This window comes from Methanospirillum lacunae (genome assembly GCF_003173355.1).
In the GTDB taxonomy this organism is placed as follows: Archaea; Halobacteriota; Methanomicrobia; order Methanomicrobiales; family Methanospirillaceae; genus Methanospirillum; species Methanospirillum lacunae.
The window spans coordinates 654182-672928 of the sequence record NZ_QGMY01000002.1; the positions used below are offsets into that span (position 1 = coordinate 654182).

Here is an 18747-nt window from a genome sequence, read left to right on the forward strand (position 1 = left end):
GTATGGTTAAACTGCCCCCCGGTGAAAAAAATGAATACATCAGATATGATTACCAGATTAGATCTCACTGACGAAGAGGTTGCTGTTCTAACTGAAGATGAAATGAGAATTTTCATTGCAGCATTGCGTTATGAAAGAATCCAATTTATTCAGGATATTCATGCTATCACTGCTTCCTGGAAAGAGGGGAATATAGATGCTCAATTTGATACCAGTGTATACCAGTCTGAACTCGAAACTGCAGGTGATGCGTTAAATAATATGATTAGGGAGATATCTAAACCTATTTCCCTTATCTCCAAAAATATCGAAATGATTGCACTCGGAGAGATTCCGACACCGATCATCAATTCATTTACTGGAGATTTAAGTATAATTATTCGAAATTTAAATACCTTGATCAGTTTTATTACAGATTTGGCACATGATACAGAATCTCTTTCTACGGCAGCACTTAAGGGAAATCTCAATACTAGAATTGATTCATCGAAATATCTAGTAGACTTCAAAAAAATAATAGAAAGTGTAAACCGCACCCTCGATGAATTTGACAAATCAAAGGTTTCAACTAATGGAGATAATTCTCATAGATTGAATGCCGATCTTATGATGATTGAAGATATTGAGCGTGTAAAAAGGGAGATAGATCAAGGTTCTCTTAAGGCACTCATCAACGAAGAGAATTATTCAGGCGATTCACGGGTTATTGTTGATTCTATAAACCATCTTATCAAATCTTTATCTGAACCACTCACGATTTTTGCAACTACTATTAATCAGACTAGTACCGGAAAGATTCCGGATAGAATACCTGAAGAATATTCTGGGGATCTAGCAAAGATTGCATCAGATCTTAATACAACCATTGATGCACTTGCTCTTCTCGTGTCTGATGGCCTGCTTCTAACGAAAGCAATTGAGGAAGGAAAACTAGGGATTCGAACTGATGTTACCCGACATCAGGGGCAGTTCAGAGCTGTAATTGGAGGATTTAATAATACCCTTGATGCAGTAGTCAAACCACTGAATTTGTCAGCTGAGTATGTGGACCGGATCTCTAAAGGAGATATTCCAGATAAAATAACTGATGAATATTATGGTGACTTCAACGAGATCAAAAACAATCTGAATGTGTGCATTGAGGCTATAAACCGGTTAGTCTCTGATGGTCTGCTGCTCACAAAAGCTATCGAAGAAGGAAAACTTGGAACCAGAGCTGATACCTCGAAACACTTTGGGGAATTTAGAGCCGTAATAGATGGATTCAATAATACTCTTGATGCGGTAGTCAAACCACTGAATTTGTCAGCTGAGTACGTGGACCGTATATCAAAAGGAGATATTCCTGATAAAATAACTGATGAATATTACGGTGACTTCAACGAGATCAAAAACAATCTGAATGTGTGTATAGAGGCTATAAACCGGTTAGTCTCTGATGGTCTGCTGCTCACAAAGGCAATTGAAGAAGGTAAACTTGGAACCAGAGCTGATACAACACATCATTTTGGAGAATTTAGAGCTGTAATTGGAGGATTTAATAATACACTTGATGCTGTTGTTAAACCTCTCAACATGTCAGCCGAATATATGGACCGAATCTCAAAAGGAGACATTCCTGATAAAATAACTGATGAATATTACGGTGATTTCAACGAGATCAAAAATAATCTAAATGTGTGCATTGAGGCTATAAACCGGTTAGTCTCTGATGGTCTGCTGCTCACAAAAGCTATCGAAGAAGGAAAACTTGGAACCAGAACTGATACAACACATCATTTTGGAGAGTTCAGAGCTGTAATTGGAGGATTTAATAATACACTTGATGCTGTTGTTAAACCTCTCAACATGTCAGCCGAATATATGGACCGAATCTCAAAAGGAGATATTCCTGATAAAATAACTGATGAATACTACGGTGACTTCAACGAGATCAAAAACAATCTGAATGTGTGTATAGAGGCAATTAATCGGCTGGTTTCTGATGGTCTGCTGCTCACAAAGGCAATTGAAGAAGGAAAACTTGGAACCAGAGCTGATACCTCGAAACACTTTGGGGAATTTAGAGCCGTAATAGATGGATTCAATAATACCCTTGATGCGGTAGTCAAACCACTGAATTTGTCAGCTGAGTACGTGGACCGTATATCAAAAGGAGATATTCCTGATAAAATAACTGATGAATATTACGGTGACTTCAATGAGATCAAAAACAATCTGAATGTGTGCATTGAGGCTATAAACCGGTTAGTCTCTGATGGTCTGCTGCTCACAAAGGCAATTGAAGAAGGAAAACTTGGAACCAGAGCTGATACAACACATCATTTTGGAGAGTTCAGAGCTGTAATTGGAGGATTTAATAATACACTTGATGCTGTGGTTAAACCTCTCAACATGTCAGCCGAATATATGGATCGAATCTCAAAAGGAGACATTCCTGATAAAATAACTGATGAATATTATGGTGACTTCAACGAGATCAAAAACAATCTGAATGTGTGCATTGAGGCTATAAACCGGTTAGTCTCTGATGGTCTGCTGCTCACAAAAGCTATCGAAGAAGGAAAACTTGGAACCAGAGCTGATACAACACATCATTTTGGAGAATTTAGAGCAATAATAAGTGGATTCAATAGTACTCTCGATGCGGTAGTCAAACCTCTCAACATATCAGCCGAGTATATGGATCGGATCTCTAAAGGAGATATTCCAGATAAAATAACTGATGAATATTACGGTGACTTCAACGAGATCAAAAACAATCTGAATGTGTGCATAGAGGCGATTAATCGGTTAGTCTCAGATGGCCTTCTTCTCACAAAAGCTATCGAAGAAGGAAAACTTGGAACAAGAGCTGATATAACACATCATTTTGGAGAATTTAGAGCAGTAATAAGTGGATTCAATAACACCCTCGATGCGGTAGTTAAGCCGCTCAATATGTCAGCCGAATATATGGATCGAATCTCCAAAGGAGACATTCCTGATAAAATAATCGATGAATACTACGGTGATTTCAACGAGATCAAAAACAATCTAAATGTGTGCATTGAGGCAATTAATCGGTTAGTCTCAGATGGCCTTCTTCTCACAAAAGCTATCGAAGAAGGAAAACTTGGAACAAGAGCTGATATAACACATCATTTTGGAGAGTTTAGAGCAGTAATAAGTGGATTCAATAACACCCTCGATGCGGTAGTCAAGCCACTCAATATGTCAGCAGAGTACATGGATCGAATCTCCAAAGGAGATATTCCTGATAAAATAACAGATGAATATTACGGTGACTTCAACGAGATCAAAAACAATCTGAACGTATGTATCGATGCTATTAATCGGCTTGTTTCAGATGGCCTGCTGCTCACAAAGGCAATTGAAGAAGGAAAACTTGGAACCAGAGTAGATACCTCGAAACACTTCGGAGAGTTCAGATCTGTTATCTTGGGGTTCAATAACACGGTCGATGCAATTATTAAACCTCTTAATAGGACTGCTGAGTATTTGGATCGTATATCGAAGGGAGATATTCCAGAAAAAATCACTGAAAACTCTCAAGGTGATTTCAATGAGATCAAGAATAATCTTAATGTTTGCATTGATGCCATTAATCGGCTCGTTACAGATGGTCTCCTTCTCACCAAAGCAATCGAAGAAGGAAAACTCAGCACCAGATCTGATATAAGCAAACATCAGGGAAACTTTAAAGAAGTGATTCTTGGATTTAACGAAACACTGGATATCATGATGAAACCTTTAAATGAAGCAATGCGTCTTTCATTGGAGTATTCATCTTATAATTTTTCAGCTCGTTTCGACGAGAACCTCATAGTTACTGGAGATTTTACGATGTTTAAAGATTCTCTAAACAAAGTAGGAATGCAGATATCTGAAGCTCTCAATGTAGTAAATTCTAAAGTAATGGAGATTGCAAGCGCTACTGAGGAAGCAAATGCAAGCACAGAAGAAGTAGCTGCTGGAGCCAGGGAAGTTACTGCGAGTTCAGAGATGGTAAGCGTAAATGCGGAACAAAGTAACGAATCACTTTCTCAAGTGCTCCGTGCAATGGAAGATCTCTCAGTAACAGTGGGTCAGGTTTCAGGTCGGGCCGATTCAGTCTCCAAGATAGCGTATACAACCAATGAACTCTGTTATAAAGGTACAGATGTTGCTAAAAAAGCAGAGATGGGAATGGAGGGAATAACCAAGTCCACTGAAGAAGTCAGTATAATCGTATCTGGTATCAAAACACAGATGCAAGAAATCGGCAAAATCGTAAGTCTGATATCTGATATCGCAAATCAGACAAATTTATTGGCCCTTAATGCTGCAATTGAAGCTGCAAGAGCAGGAGATGCAGGTAGAGGATTTGCGGTAGTTGCTTCAGAAGTTAAATCACTCGCACAGGAATCCCGACATTCAGCTGAGAATATCGCCTCAATGATTACTGATCTGCAACAGAAATCAGAACAGGCATCTAAGGCTATGACTGCTGCTGATATACAGGTGAAAACCGGAAATGCAGCATTAAGTGAGACTTTGCAGGTTTTTAACTCAATCGTAGGATCAGTTGAGGAGATCAATAAAAGTATGGTTGATGTTGCAAGTGCATCAGAAGAACAGGCTGCATCAGTTCAGGAGATAACTGCAAGCATAAGTGAAGTTTCGAATCTTGTTCAGGGAACATCCACAGAAGCTCAAAAGTCATCAATTACTACAGGCGAAACATCAGTGGCAATAGACCAGATTAGTTCGGTAATTAATGGACTTAGTTCAATAGCAGAAACTCTCTCCCAGGAAGTCATTAAATTTAGATTATAAGTGTAATCATAATTTGAGGATAACCATGGAAGAATCATTACAAATAAAAAACCAAGACAAATCCGATACCATCGGAGATGAAGTCCAGGTTGTTGAATTTATTCTTGGTGAGGATAAATTTGCGATCAACCTTTTTGATGTACGCGAAATAGTTGAATCGTTTAGAATAACACCTATGCCACACTCAGCCTCTTATATAAAAGGTATCATTGATCTCAGGGGAGAAATTACAACGGTTATAGATTTAAAAAAGGTTTTGAAAATTTCTAAAAATACCTCTGCGGGTCAGGTAGACTCACGGTTTATTGTTCTAGATGAGAGTGTTACAGCGGTCAAGACCGGAATCTTGGTTGATGATGTTACTTCAGTTCTGACCGTTCCGGTATCAGATATTGATCAGGCATCGCAGAATGGAGCTGAGCGTACATTTATTCTGGGAATTATCAAAAAGTCAGTAGGTGATCGGGAGAGATCTCGAAAAGAACTCATCATCTGGATTGATATAAAAGATCTTCTTACAAGGGCTGCTCTATAAATTAACACTCGGTTTTCATTTGGTGGATATCGTAAAAATCTAAATTCAACTCATTTAGACCTTTTATGTATCTCTCCTAGGGTATGATCTCCTGAAATTTAACTTGATACATATGGTTACATTCCAAATATGGGATCTTCATTCCAATATACCTGAAATTGTTATTTTATTTGTGGCTTTATCCTTATGCTATATAGTTATAATTTCTTATAATTTTTGAAGGAGGAAACGCTCAATAAAAGACCATCTGGGAAAAAAGTCACCCAATTACCCCCTATATGAGTAATTTGGAAGTAAACTGTGTATAAGTGAAGGATTTACTTTTTAAAAAAGACTATGTATTGCCCATTTTAGAGATCAAGTTGTCGCAAATATCACGAATTTTAGAATTTTTAAAAGATCACCCTGAAGGTGCATGTGTTTCAGAGATCTCTGCAGCTCTAGAAATGAATCGTAATTATGCTGCTAAGTTTCTTACCATATTATATCGTCAGGGTCAGATAGATCTTCGTATTTATGGGAAAACACGCCTTTACCAAATCTGCAATAGGGTACCTTTTCATGCAATTTGTCTTATTAGCAATGGTGTCACTCTTGGTATTGATCGTCTGGGTATTATCAGAAAGGTATCGGGGTCTGTCGAGACGTTATTATACATGCAGATCGGAGAACTTTTAGGAGTTCTGTTGAAAAGTCTGAATCACCCTGTATTAACTAATAATGATATTCTAAACCAGGTGAGATTTCTTATTGATCGGAAGGGTGGTAAACCATATCACCAGACAATTAAATTCAGAGATAAGATGCTTCGGATTACATTGATATCCTGTATTTTTGATGATGCAATGACTGGTGTTGCTATGCAAATAACTGATTTCACTTCTTGGCATATCGACATAGAATTGATTGTAGGTGGAAAAAACAATGAGTTGCATCTTATCCAAGAAAGTAAAGAATTTATTATCAGTATCGGACCCGACGAAAAAATAATATTTGCAAACCATGCATATGCAAAGTATTGTGGTTTGGCAATTCAGGAATTGATTGGAAGACAAGGTTTGCCATATTTGTCATCCTATGATATGAGCCAAATACGTGGGGCGTATTTAATTTCTCATCCAAGTATTCCTTCAAGTCCAGTACATGTTACAGCGATTCTTCCAGATGGAGAGAAGCACTGGCAAAAATGGTCTATTTTTCCAATTTTTATAAATAACAAATTACATCAGGTACATCTCCACGGAAAAGATATATCCAAACTAAAATATCTGGAGCAGGAGATTCAGGAACTCAGACAGGAAGTAGCACATATTCTTAAAGAAAAAAATGTAAAACTACGGGACCTTACTCTCCAATTGAAACGGGAGATCGAAAACCGGATAGTAATAGAAAATCAATATAATAATCAGATAAACTTCTTTCGTTCTCTTTTATGTGATCATCAGGTCATAATTTTAGAAACAGATATTTCCATGATAATTACTTCTGCAATAATTCCAGATCAACTGAGTCATATCATCTCTAATAGACAATTAGTTAATTATCCTCTTCAGACAATTCTTTTAAATGAAGAAAAAGGATCAAATATAAATAATTATTATAATATTTATTGTGCGACCTCTGAATTTCGCAGAGTATTCTGTCATATCAGAACATGTTTCAAGATAATTCCAGTTATAACATCAGGAATTCCTTTAAAAAGATTAGATGGAGAATTCGAAGGAATGTGTATTATTATAGAGTTTCCATCATTATTTGAATAAAAAGATATTAATGAGGCTGGTGCATAATTGTTTTGGTGTTTTTGTAAGAAGATAATTTTCATTCAAAGGGCATAATAATTGAATATTTTTTTTATAATTATCTTTATTGTATCAATGATTTCGAGTTATACAACAGCCTTTCAATTATGATAATTAAGATGATATATCTGGAAGAATTTAGGGGAAGTAAATACTAAATGATTCACTACTATGAAGTTAATTAATATTTCTGGACATCTCACATCATACCTTTTAGACCGTAAGAAGAGCCTATTATTTCGAGATCTAAAATCGAGACTAAAATATTATAAATATATAAAAAAGATCTCATAATTTACGTTCATTAATTATGTGGGCATCATATCACGAGCAGATACAAATATTCCTTTAATATTTCCATCTTCATCCCGAAAAATTGAGGCATTACACTCAACAGGGATGATTTGACCATTCCGGTGTTTTATATTAATAGAATAATTTCGAACAATACCTTCATTAAAAACCTTCATAATCCCGTCTTCTACTTGTTCAGGTGACACAATATATGTACTAAATTTTAAACCAATCAATTCATCGCGATGATATCCGGTAATTCTTTCAATTGATCTATTAGCATCTAGAATAATACCATCTAATCCGATAAATATTAGAGAATCAACACTTGTCTCAAGAAGGCCTCTATGGTATGCATTTATTCTATGCAACTCATGGAAATGAATCAGTTTTTCTGAATTATCTCGTGCTACGGTCAGATAAATCAAAGATTCATCCAGAGAATCTCTATATGAAATGATCTCCTCTGTAACGGGTATATCCCGCCCAGTGAAGGAGATCAGGTTAAGTTCTCCCCTCCAAACCCCTTTTTCTGATGCAATTTTTAATGCTAAATTTAATTCTTTTCGGGATGTTTTTCTGATAAACTGGGCCATATTATATGAGTTAATAGGATCTGATTCAGGAATTTCAAATAATCTCCTTCCAGCCTGATTAATGTATTCTAAATAACCGTCTTTATTGTAGATTTTTATAATATCAGATGTTTTACCCATAATTGTAGTGAATCTTTTTAATTCTGTTTCAACTTTTTTTTGTTGTGTAATAATCTGTCCGACACAATTAATAGAAAGTTTTCTTTTTTCGGGAGATAATTTGGGAACACCGGACAATTCAACAAATACAAATGATTCATCTTTATCAAGAAATCTAAGTTCTAGTTGATAAAAAGGTTGAAACCTGGTACTCAGTAGGTACATATTTTCATCAAATATATGGACGTCAGCAGGAAACAGTAATTCTCTTATGTTTTTTCCGACTATTTCATCAAAAGGCAAATTTAGTGTTTTGCTGAAACCATCATTGATATTCTCCACAACTCCAAGATTATCTATCAATAAAATGACATTATGAGTTGATTGGAGCAGACTTTGAATTTCTATTGTTTTTATTTGATTTTTGTATTCATGAATTTTTACCTCTTCTGTAACCCGTGATAATTTTTGAGTAATTTCATGAATTTCTATATTTTTTTCTTTGAGAAGGGTTTGATATTTCTGTTTCCATTCTATATTTTTTTTTTCAAGATCTTTTTCTTTGGTTATATCAATGCCTTGCAGATGAACCTCTATCAGATTCTGATTTATGAAACTTCCGAAAATATTCCACTTTATCCATGTAATGGAACCATTTTTCATGAAACTCTGGAGAATTATTTCAGAATATGGATTCGTGAATGAAAGTGAATGTATTAAATTTATAAAATTTTTTTGATCTTCTATCATCAAACCTGGTAAAATAGTAGTTCCGATGATATCTCTTTTAGAAATCTGGTGAAAGGAGAGATAGGCACGATTTGCCGAGGTTATCTTACCATCAGGGGAGAGATGAAGAACCATATCAGGATTTTGTTCGGTAAGTTCCAAATATCGTGATTTCCATAATATTTCGGTTAATTCGAGGTTTTTTATATGAGTAATATCATTGATCGATATTGCCACTCCAATAGTTCGATCATCAAATATTATAGGAATTACCTTAATATGATGCCAATATGAAGGAGATTGAATTTGATGATTAAATGGCCCCTGTCCATCTAATGCCAGATTTATGGTATGAAATATAGTTTCATTTAAAAGTCCCAAATGACTCAGAATTTGAATCTTTTTTCCTATTACCTTCGTATCCGAATAAAAAAAAGGAGGAAGTTCTCCATTATTTTCCTTAATAATGAGAAATTGATCAAATCCTAATAAAAAACCTTCATTGAGTCGTGATAGTAAAAAAAAAGGTATACGATTTGAAAGTCGGTACACCTTCATTGTTCCATGAGATTTTAGTTCAACTCGCCCCTGCATAAGAAGAATTGAGAGATATTTGGCGACCAGGTTTCTATTCATTCCAAGCGATATTGAAATATCAGAAACACTTTTTTCTTCATATTGTGTTGATAAATATTCGATAATTGAACTCGCTGGTTCATATTTTGGAACCATAACATAAGCATCTTTGAATATGTTATATTAAAATATTCCTACGAATCGAGCAAATTTGCTTGGTTATTCACTGGATTTTTCTTAAATTACTTTTTAAAATACCCATTGCAATGAATGGTATTTTTCACAATTTTCCGGCGTAATTAAAAAAGAGAGATTTATTATGGAACAGCCTGAACAATTACCTGATGATTCAACATTTAAAATTGCAGATTTAGAACTCTTTGATGCCCTGGACCTACCGGCATTCACTGTTGATCGTTCCCTTACTATTAGGACGATAAACTATCCAGCTGCAGGGTTTGTTGGAATCCCTCCTGAATTCTGTATCGGTAAGAACTACCGGGAGATATTTAATCTCGAAGATGGGAAAGAGGGGGTTGATCCTACAGAACTTGTGATAAAAAATAATATCCCACGGGCTGGTGAAGGAATTGTTCGGGTTAAATCAGAATCTATTCCAGTAAAATATGGTGCCAAACCCATATCTCAACAAAATGGAGAAGTGGTAGGAGCAGTACATTATTTCATAGATCAACGTCAAAATGAAGTTCTTCATGAGATTACACACGTTTTGAATGATATTCGTGAAGGAAATTTGGATGTACGAATTGATCTAACACCTTATGAAGGTGAAGTCAGGGGTATTCTTGAAGCGGTAAATACTCTGATCGATACTATGTCCAAACCGCTCATAGAAGTTGCTTTCAGTTTAAAAGAGTTAAATGAAGGAAAAAATCCTAAAAAATTAAGTACAGAAAGATTAGGATTTTATCAAAAATTTGCTGAGATAGTTAATTTTACAATTAATTTTAAGGGAAATAATAAAACCAGTAGTGTCGATCTAACTAAAAATGATTCATTAGAAGAAACCCTAACTGGATCGTCATCCAACTTTTCTGATCTTTTTGATTCTCTATCAATCCCTGTTATTATGATTGATGGGCAGTCTAATATCTCATATGCAAATCAGGTAGCATTCACTACGGTGAGGAAATCCAGCAAAGAACTTCTTGGGCTGCCGATAACTCTTGCTTTTGAGAATACTGATTCAGATATAATTACAAATACCCTGCTTAAGGTTATTTCCGGAGACACACCTGACGGTCAGGTTTCCTTACATCTTATTGGACAGGATAGTCCAGTTTCCTGTGTGATAGATCCAATAAAAAGCCCATCCGGGTCCAGAATTGGTGCAATACTAACACTTCTCGTTGGAGCATCAGGAGATATCAGAGTTATTGAGGATCTTAAACGTGTAATGCATGAAGTCGAAGAGGGTTCTCTTAAAGCAGTTATTTCAGAACAGAAATACTCCGGTAATTCCAGGGTTATTGTAGATACAGTAAATGCCCTTATCAGATCTTTATCTGAACCATTCACTCTTTTTGCAATAACTATCAACCAGATCAGTGCAGGGAAAATTCCTGATCGAATCCCTAATCAGTACTCTGGAGAACTGGCAAATATTACCGTCGATCTGAACACAACCATCGATGCAATAGATCTTCTGATTTCTGACGGTCTGTTACTCACTACCGCTATTGAAGAAGGAAAATTAGATGTAAGAACTGATGCCTCTCGCCATCAGGGTCAGTTTAAAGCGGTGATTCAGGGATTTAATAATACCCTTGATGCGGTTATCCAGCCTTTGAATATAACGGCTGAATATCTAGACCGTATTTCTAAAGGAGACATTCCCAAAATAATTACAGACACGGCTCAAGGAGACTTTAATAAAATCAGAAATAATCTGAACGTTTGTATCGATGCAATAAATCTACTCGTCTCTGATGGCCTCTCATTAACCAAGGCTATCGAAGAGGGAAAACTTGGGACCAGATCTGATACGAGTAAACACTTTGGGGAGTATAGGGCCGTTATCCAGGGATTCAATAATACCCTTGATGCAGTCGTTCAACCTTTAAATATGACGGCCGAATATATGGACCGAATTTCAAAAGGTGATATTCCGGATAAGATCACTGATGAATATCATGGTGATTTCAACGAGATCAAGAATAATCTTAATCTCTGTATTGACTCAATAAATCTACTTGTATCTGACGGTTTATTACTTACTAAGGCTATCGATGAGGGCAAACTTGGGACCAGATCCGACACAAATAAACACTTTGGGGAATTCAGAGCGGTAATTCAAGGATTCAATAATACTCTAGATGCAGTTGTCCAGCCCTTGAATATGACCGCTGAGTATATGGATCGTATTTCCAAGGGTGATATCCCTGCAAAGATTACTGATGAATATCATGGTGATTTCAATGAGATCAAGAATAATCTTAATGTCTGTATTGACTCAATAAATCTACTGGTATCTGATGGACTGCTACTCACCACTGCAATTGAGGAAGGCAAACTCGGAACAAGAGCTGATACAACACATCATTCTGGAAAGTTTAGAGCCGTAATTGATGGGTTCAATAACACACTCGATGCCGTGGTTAAACCTCTCAACATCTCCGCTGAATATGTGGATCGTATTTCAAAGGGTGATATTCCAGAAAAGATCACTAACGAATATCATGGAGATTTCAACGAAATCAAGAATAATTTAAATGTCTGTATTGACTCAATAAATCGATTAGTATCTGATGGACTGCTTCTCACCACTGCAATTGAGGAAGGCAAACTCGGAACAAGAGCTGATACAACACATCATTCTGGAAAGTTTAGAGCCGTAATTGATGGGTTCAATAACACACTCGATGCCGTGGTTAAACCACTGAACATGTCCGCTGAATACGTGGATCGTATTTCAAAGGGTGATATTCCAGAAAAGATCACTGACGAATATTACGGAGATTTCAACGAAATCAAGAATAATTTGAATGTCTGTATTGACTCAATAAATCGATTAGTATCTGATGGACTACTTCTTACCAAAGCGATGGAGGAAGGCAAACTAGGAACAAGAGCTGATACAACACATCATTTTGGAGAGTTCAGGGCCGTAATTGACGGGTTTAATAATACGATTGACGCTGTGGTTAAACCTCTGAACATGTCGGCAGAATACATGGACCGTATCTCCAAAGGTGATATTCCGGAAAAGATCACTGATGTGTATTATGGAGACTTCAACGAGATCAAGAATAATCTGAATGTATGTATCGATGCAATCAACCTACTCGTTTCTGATGGTCTCTTATTAACCAAGGCTATCGAAGAGGGAAAACTTGGTACAAGATCTGATACGAGTAAACACTTTGGGGAATTCAGGGCTGTTATTCAGGGATTCAATAATACCATAGACGCCGTGGTCAAACCTCTGAACATGTCGGCAGAGTACATGGACCGTATCTCCAAAGGTGATATTCCGGAAAAGATCACCGATGTGTATTACGGAGACTTCAACGAGATCAAGAATAATCTGAATGTATGTATCGATGCAATTAACCGACTCGTCTCAGATGGTCTTTTATTAACTAAGGCTATCGAAGAGGGAAAACTTGGTACCAGATCAGATACGAGTAAACACTTTGGTGAATTCAGAGCGGTTATCCAGGGATTCAATAATACTCTTGATGCAGTTGTCCAGCCCTTGAATATGACCGCAGAATACATGGATCGTATTTCAAAGGGAGATATTCCGGAAAAGATCACTGATGTGTATTATGGAGACTTCAACGAGATCAAGAATAATCTGAATGTATGTATAGATGCAATCAACCTACTCGTTTCTGATGGTCTTTTATTAACTAAGGCTATTGAAGAGGGGAAACTTGGTACAAGATCTGATACGAGTAAACACTTTGGGGAATTCAGGGCTGTTATTCAGGGATTCAATAATACCATAGACGCGGTTGTTAAACCTCTGAACATGTCAGCAGAGTACATGGACCGTATCTCCAAAGGTGATATTCCGGAAAAGATTACCGATGTGTATTACGGAGACTTCAACGAAATTAAAAACAACTTAAACGTTTGTATCGAGGCAATTAACAGATTAGTATCTGATGGATTACTTCTTACCAAAGCGATGGAAGAAGGAAAACTTGGAACAAGAGCTGATACAATACATCATTTTGGAGAGTTTAAGGCCGTAATTGACGGGTTTAATAATACTATTGATGCTGTGGTTAAACCACTGAACATGTCAGCAGAGTATATGGACCGTATCTCCAAAGGTGATATTCCTGAAAAGATCACTGATGTGTATTATGGAGACTTCAACGAGATCAAGAATAATCTGAATGTGTGTATCGATGCAATCAACCTACTCGTTTCTGATGGTCTCTTATTAACTAAGGCTATCGAAGAGGGAAAACTCGGTACAAGATCTGATACAAGTAAACACTTTGGGGAATTCAGGGCTGTTATTCAGGGATTCAATAATACCATAGACGCCGTGGTCAAACCTCTGAACATGTCAGCAGAGTACATGGACCGTATCTCCAAAGGTGATATTCCGGAAAAGATCACCGATGTGTATTACGGAGACTTCAACGAAATTAAAAACAATTTAAATGTTTGTATTGAGGCCATTAACAGATTAGTATCTGATGGACTGCTTCTTACCAAAGCGATGGAGGAAGGAAAACTTGGAACAAGAGCTGATACAACACATCATTTCGGAGAGTTCAGAGCCGTAATTGACGGGTTTAATAATACTATTGACGCTGTGGTTAAACCTCTGAACATATCGGCAGAGTACATGGACCGTATCTCCAAAGGTGATATTCCGGAAAAGATCACTGATGTGTATTATGGAGACTTCAACGAGATCAAGAATAATCTGAATGTATGTATCGATGCAATCAACCTACTCGTTTCTGATGGTCTTTTATTAACAAAGGCTATTGAAGAGGGAAAACTCGGTACCAGATCTGATACGAGTAAACACTTTGGGGAATTCAGGGCTGTTATTCAGGGATTCAATAATACCATAGATGCGGTTGTTAAACCTCTGAACATGTCAGCAGAGTATATGGACCGTATCTCCAAAGGTGATATTCCTGAAAAGATCACTGATGTGTATTACGGAGACTTCAACGAGATCAAGAATAATCTGAATGTATGTATCGATGCAATCAACCGACTCGTCTCAGATGGTCTTTTATTAACTAAGGCTATCGAAGAGGGAAAACTTGGTACCAGATCAGATACGAGTAAACACTTTGGTGAATTCAGAGCGGTTATACAAGGATTCAATAATACTCTTGATGCAGTAATCAAGCCCCTAAATATAACCGCAGAGTACATGGACCGTATCTCCAAAGGCGATATTCCTGAAAAGATCACTGATGTCTATTATGGAGACTTCAACGAGATCAAGAATAATCTGAATGTATGTATCGATGCAATAAATCTACTGGTCTCCGATGGTATTGTGTTATCAGAAGCAGTAGACATGGGGAATCTTACCAAACGAACGGATATATCAAAGCATAACGGTAAATTTAAAGAATTAATTACTGGATTTAATAAAACATTAGATGCTGTAGTTGTTCCATTTCGTGTAGTTAATGATCAAATTATTGAAATTGCTGCTAGTTCAGAAGAAGCAACAGCTAGTATTGAAGAGGTTGCTTCCGGTTCAAGGGAAGTTGCATCAAATTCTGAACAGGTCAGCCTAAATGCAGAAAAGAGTAACGATGCCCTGAGGCAGGTGCTTAAGACCATGGAGGATCTCTCTGTTACAGTTACTCAAGTTTCTTTAAAGGCTGATTCAGTTTCTAAAATTGTATATACTGCAAATAAACTTTGTGAACAGGGATCTGGTTTTGCTCAGAAAGCGGAACAAGGTATGATAGGGATAACTAAATCTACCGATGAAGTCGGTGTGATTGTGAATGGCATAAAAAGTAAAATGGATGAGATTGGCAAGATCGTTAATCTCATCTCTGACATCTCTAGTCAAACAAATCTTCTCGCACTTAATGCAGCTATAGAAGCTGCAAGAGCTGGTGATGCTGGACGAGGATTTGCAGTCGTCGCTGCTGAAGTAAAATCCCTAGCTCAGGAATCACGAAGATCTGCTGAAAATATTGCAGAAATGATATCCGGATTACAACAGAATTCAAATGCAGCCTCTACGGCGATGGAAACTGCCGACATAGAAGTGAAAGCAGGCAATGAAGCTCTTGGAGGAACTTTAGAGATCTTTACAAAAATAGTTGAAACTGTCAGAGATATCAGTATGAATATTGAGGAGGTTGCCTCCGCCTCTGAAGAACAGGCTGCATCAGTCGAAGAAATTACAGCAAGCATTAATGAGGTATCTTCTATTGTAGAAGAAACAGCAAAAGAAGCACATAAAGCTTCTGATACTACTCAGGAAACTACAGCAGCGATAGGTCAGATTAGTCATGTGGTGAGTGGTCTCTCAGGTGTCGTTGAGACTCTTTCCTCTGAAATAAAAAGGTTTGACATATAAGGAAGGATCTATGTCAGAAATTCAAATATCAGAATCTGATATACCTTCTTCAAAAATAAAAATTACAAGTGAAAACGAAACTCTAGGTTTCGTAGATGAAGAAATTCAGATTGTGGAATTTATCAGCGGCAATGAACATTATGCAATTAATTTGTTTGATGTCAGGGAAGTTGTGGAATATACTCGAATAACCCGCGTCCCGAATACTCATAGATATATGCGAGGAATTATCGACCTCAGAGGAGAAATAATGCCAGTTATAGATTTGGGGGTACTTCTTCATTCTCATGATATGAATAACGTATCAGAAAAAGAAGAAAACTGCAGGTTCATTGTTCTTGATGAACATGTTGTCAACAAAAAAGTTTGTATAATGGTAACCGATGTTCTTTCGGTCTCCACTTTTTCCAGTAGTCAAGTGGATACGGGATCAACATGTGAAAATGAAAAAACGGGCCATATTCTTGGTATTATTCGAAAAGAGTTACGTAACGCAGATAAAATATCGAATGCTCTCTTAATTTGGATTAATATTGCAAGCCTTCTCCATGGTATTGAGATTAATTCTTTAAGATAATCTCAAAATGGCGTATTTTTTAAATATAATGATTATTCATACCTCATATCGTAGAAATTATAGATGTTATATCAATTCGCAGATGTCTTAGTGAAGAAGAAGTAATTAAGAACATCTCAATGTGCCTCTTTGCATGTTTCAATTCTCTGTATTTTTTTTAGAATTATACTTTTATGTAATCGATGTTTCAAATTAAGGAATAAAACAATATTTTAACTAATAATCTTTTCTTATTCGTATAAGAGAAACCATTTAATCTGAATCTTCCCATTCTTTATTTACAATATTCTTTTGAACTACTGATATTGCAGAGGAATATGAGACATATAATTGAATCAATAATATACTTTACATTGAAAAAATTAAAAAAATGAATATATATATTATATCATTATATGTCGGGGATAATTCAGGATGTATTGATTCTCTTCATGATCATCATGAATATCTCTGTCAGACCAATCTTTAAGAACAAGTTTGATACCAAATCCTAGTTTCCAGTTCTGATAAATTTCTTTGATGATAAAAGAGACAAAATCAGATTTTTGATGGTTGAGTTACCTTTTCTAATCCTTTCAATATCAGGGGAATTTTGAATTATGGTTTTGTTGATGGTATTGACCAGTTGTCAATGATAATGATATGGATTGGAACACTAATTAGGTAGGGCTGGATTTTTTTAAATACTAACAATAAGATATCTTGTTTTTCCAAATTATTGATGCCCTTTCTTATCTATGTCATATGTGGTTCATATTTATCTCATCTGAAAAACTAATCTAAATGTCCTATGATTATGATCATTCTTTCCCGTATAGATCACCCTAATTAAAAGATAACCCTATAGATTTAGTGAAAAATATTTATGGTTATGAAGATCCCTATATGATTACGAATTCGAAATTATGTTTATATATGTATCAAAGATACGGTTCGAAATATCTCAAAAAATGAAATAATAAGTATGGCATAAGGTGCCCAATACTTTGTTTATTTACAGGATTATCCCGGCAATCACCAGAGTCGGAAGCAAAGTCACCAATGCAATATGTGGTGCATATGCCGGAGCGGTCTGGAAATTATATTTTAATATTTTAAACATCTGGGTGTATGCTGTGATTACTGCCAGGAACTGGAGCACTGCAGCAAGGTAATACACACCGGAATTTCCTGAAATAATTGCAGCCAGTGTTGCAAGCATGGCGATTATGAGCATTCCAAAATGCGGAGCAAGACCCATTCCCTGCATCCTGAAGACAATAAATCCGGTTACGATACTGCTGATCATCACAGCAAGCGTCAAAACAAAGTATATCTGTTCCATAATAACCCTCAGAAATTTACGATGCTGAATGCAGGATCACTAAGCAACTGCAGGTATGTTGCAGCCCCGGCAATTTTTATGCCATCGACAAGATCCGTGTCTTTGATTCCCCGGAATGATGCACTCAGTTCACAGGCAAATACCGTAGCCCCGGCATCGAGAACCTCTTTCATCATACTATCAAGCCGGTCAAAAGCCGGATGCTTGACACTGGCTGCATTTCCAGCCCTGGCAATGCTTACTCCATCCATGAGCAGGAAGATGGTGACTGGTTTTCCCATGCTCTGGGCAACTTTTGCGAAGAGGAACGTTGCATAGGCACGTTCGGCATTTCCGATCCCATTGCTCTGAACTATGAGCACCTTCTCTTTCTGGACAGAAACCCCGGTTGATTGTGGTTTCTCGGCCTTCTCAACAACAAGGAAAAATTTCCCCTCCGCTTGACCGGTTGAGACAATCTTTGATCCAGCCGAGTTGACAGCAGCAGATATATCGTGGACAGAATCCTGGTTTGCAGCAATGATCTTCAGCTGTTCACCGGTTGACATATCCTTGAGCAGAGATCCTACGGTGATGACAGGACCGGGGCAGACATCTCCGCAGACATCAATCTCCTTCATCGTCTGACCGGTTGGGATAAACCTCATTTCAATAGTGTTTCCTGATTTCTGCGTTTCAACAGAATATCCAAATTGTTGCGCAACAAGGTCAAGACCGTTACCATTCCCTTCACTGATAATAAAGAGAAACTCTTCTTTCTCATCCGAATTTTTAAGAATGTTTCTGATAAGAAATGAGAGGTTCGGATCCTGGATTCCATACAATGAGATAGATCTCATTGGCT

General features: G+C 36.8%; 8 protein-coding genes. 5 read left to right on the forward strand and 3 right to left on the reverse strand.

What is annotated here, in order from left to right; genetic code table 11:
• Positions 1-30: 30 nt before the first annotated feature.
• The 3 genes from DK846_RS03510 (at position 31) to DK846_RS03520 (ending at position 7116) form a co-directional block, all read left to right on the forward strand.
• Positions 31-4818, forward strand: a complete 4788-nt coding sequence (locus DK846_RS03510) for a methyl-accepting chemotaxis protein (RefSeq protein WP_181391597.1) — start codon at positions 31-33, stop codon at positions 4816-4818.
• Between the two features lie 25 nt (positions 4819-4843).
• On the forward strand, positions 4844-5353 hold the full coding sequence (locus DK846_RS03515) for a chemotaxis protein CheW (protein WP_109967510.1): 510 nt from the start codon (positions 4844-4846) through the stop codon (positions 5351-5353).
• 845 nt (positions 5354-6198) lie between these two features.
• Entirely contained in the window at positions 6199-7116 is a 918-nt protein-coding gene (locus tag DK846_RS03520; protein ID WP_181391598.1) for a PAS domain-containing protein, read from the forward strand.
• Between the two features lie 347 nt (positions 7117-7463).
• Here the strand turns inward: DK846_RS03520 and DK846_RS03525 are convergent, their stop codons facing one another.
• Positions 7464-9605, reverse strand: a complete 2142-nt coding sequence (locus tag DK846_RS03525) for a PAS domain S-box protein (RefSeq protein ID WP_109967512.1) — start codon at positions 9603-9605, stop codon at positions 7464-7466.
• 163 nt (positions 9606-9768) lie between these two features.
• Here DK846_RS03525 and DK846_RS03530 point away from each other — a divergent pair, with 163 nt between their 5' ends.
• Together DK846_RS03530 and DK846_RS03535 are read left to right on the forward strand one after the other, a co-directional pair.
• Positions 9769-16002, forward strand: coding sequence for a methyl-accepting chemotaxis protein (locus DK846_RS03530; RefSeq protein ID WP_109967513.1), 6234 nt, complete (start codon positions 9769-9771; stop codon positions 16000-16002).
• 10 nt (positions 16003-16012) lie between these two features.
• Positions 16013-16579: a chemotaxis protein CheW gene (locus DK846_RS03535; RefSeq protein WP_109967800.1), complete on the forward strand. Its 567-nt coding sequence runs from the start codon at positions 16013-16015 to the stop codon at positions 16577-16579.
• 994 nt (positions 16580-17573) lie between these two features.
• On the opposite strand, the gene DK846_RS03540 is transcribed toward DK846_RS03535, so the two are convergent.
• Both DK846_RS03540 and DK846_RS03545 read right to left on the reverse strand, forming a co-directional pair.
• A complete protein-coding gene (locus DK846_RS03540; RefSeq protein ID WP_109967514.1) occupies positions 17574-17903 on the reverse strand; it encodes a DUF5400 family protein in 330 nt (109 codons plus the stop codon).
• 8 nt (positions 17904-17911) lie between these two features.
• Complete coding sequence (locus DK846_RS03545; protein ID WP_109967801.1) at positions 17912-18742, reverse strand: DsrE family protein; 831 nt, start codon at positions 18740-18742, stop codon at positions 17912-17914.
• Between the last annotated feature and the right edge of the window lie 5 nt (positions 18743-18747).

Bases quoted from the DNA above. Each gene is read 5' to 3' on its own strand.
- DK846_RS03540 (WP_109967514.1), bottom strand. From the start codon at position 17,903: ATGGAACAGATATACTTTGTTTTGACGCTTGCTGTGATGATCAGCAGT.
- DK846_RS03510 (WP_181391597.1), top strand. From the start codon at position 31: ATGAATACATCAGATATGATTACCAGATTAGATCTCACTGACGAAGAG.
- DK846_RS03525 (WP_109967512.1), bottom strand. From the start codon at position 9,605: ATGGTTCCAAAATATGAACCAGCGAGTTCAATTATCGAATATTTATCA.
- DK846_RS03535 (WP_109967800.1), top strand. From the start codon at position 16,013: ATGTCAGAAATTCAAATATCAGAATCTGATATACCTTCTTCAAAAATA.
- DK846_RS03545 (WP_109967801.1), bottom strand. From the start codon at position 18,742: ATGAGATCTATCTCATTGTATGGAATCCAGGATCCGAACCTCTCATTT.
- DK846_RS03515 (WP_109967510.1), top strand. From the start codon at position 4,844: ATGGAAGAATCATTACAAATAAAAAACCAAGACAAATCCGATACCATC.
- DK846_RS03520 (WP_181391598.1), top strand. From the start codon at position 6,199: ATGACTGGTGTTGCTATGCAAATAACTGATTTCACTTCTTGGCATATC.
- DK846_RS03530 (WP_109967513.1), top strand. From the start codon at position 9,769: ATGGAACAGCCTGAACAATTACCTGATGATTCAACATTTAAAATTGCA.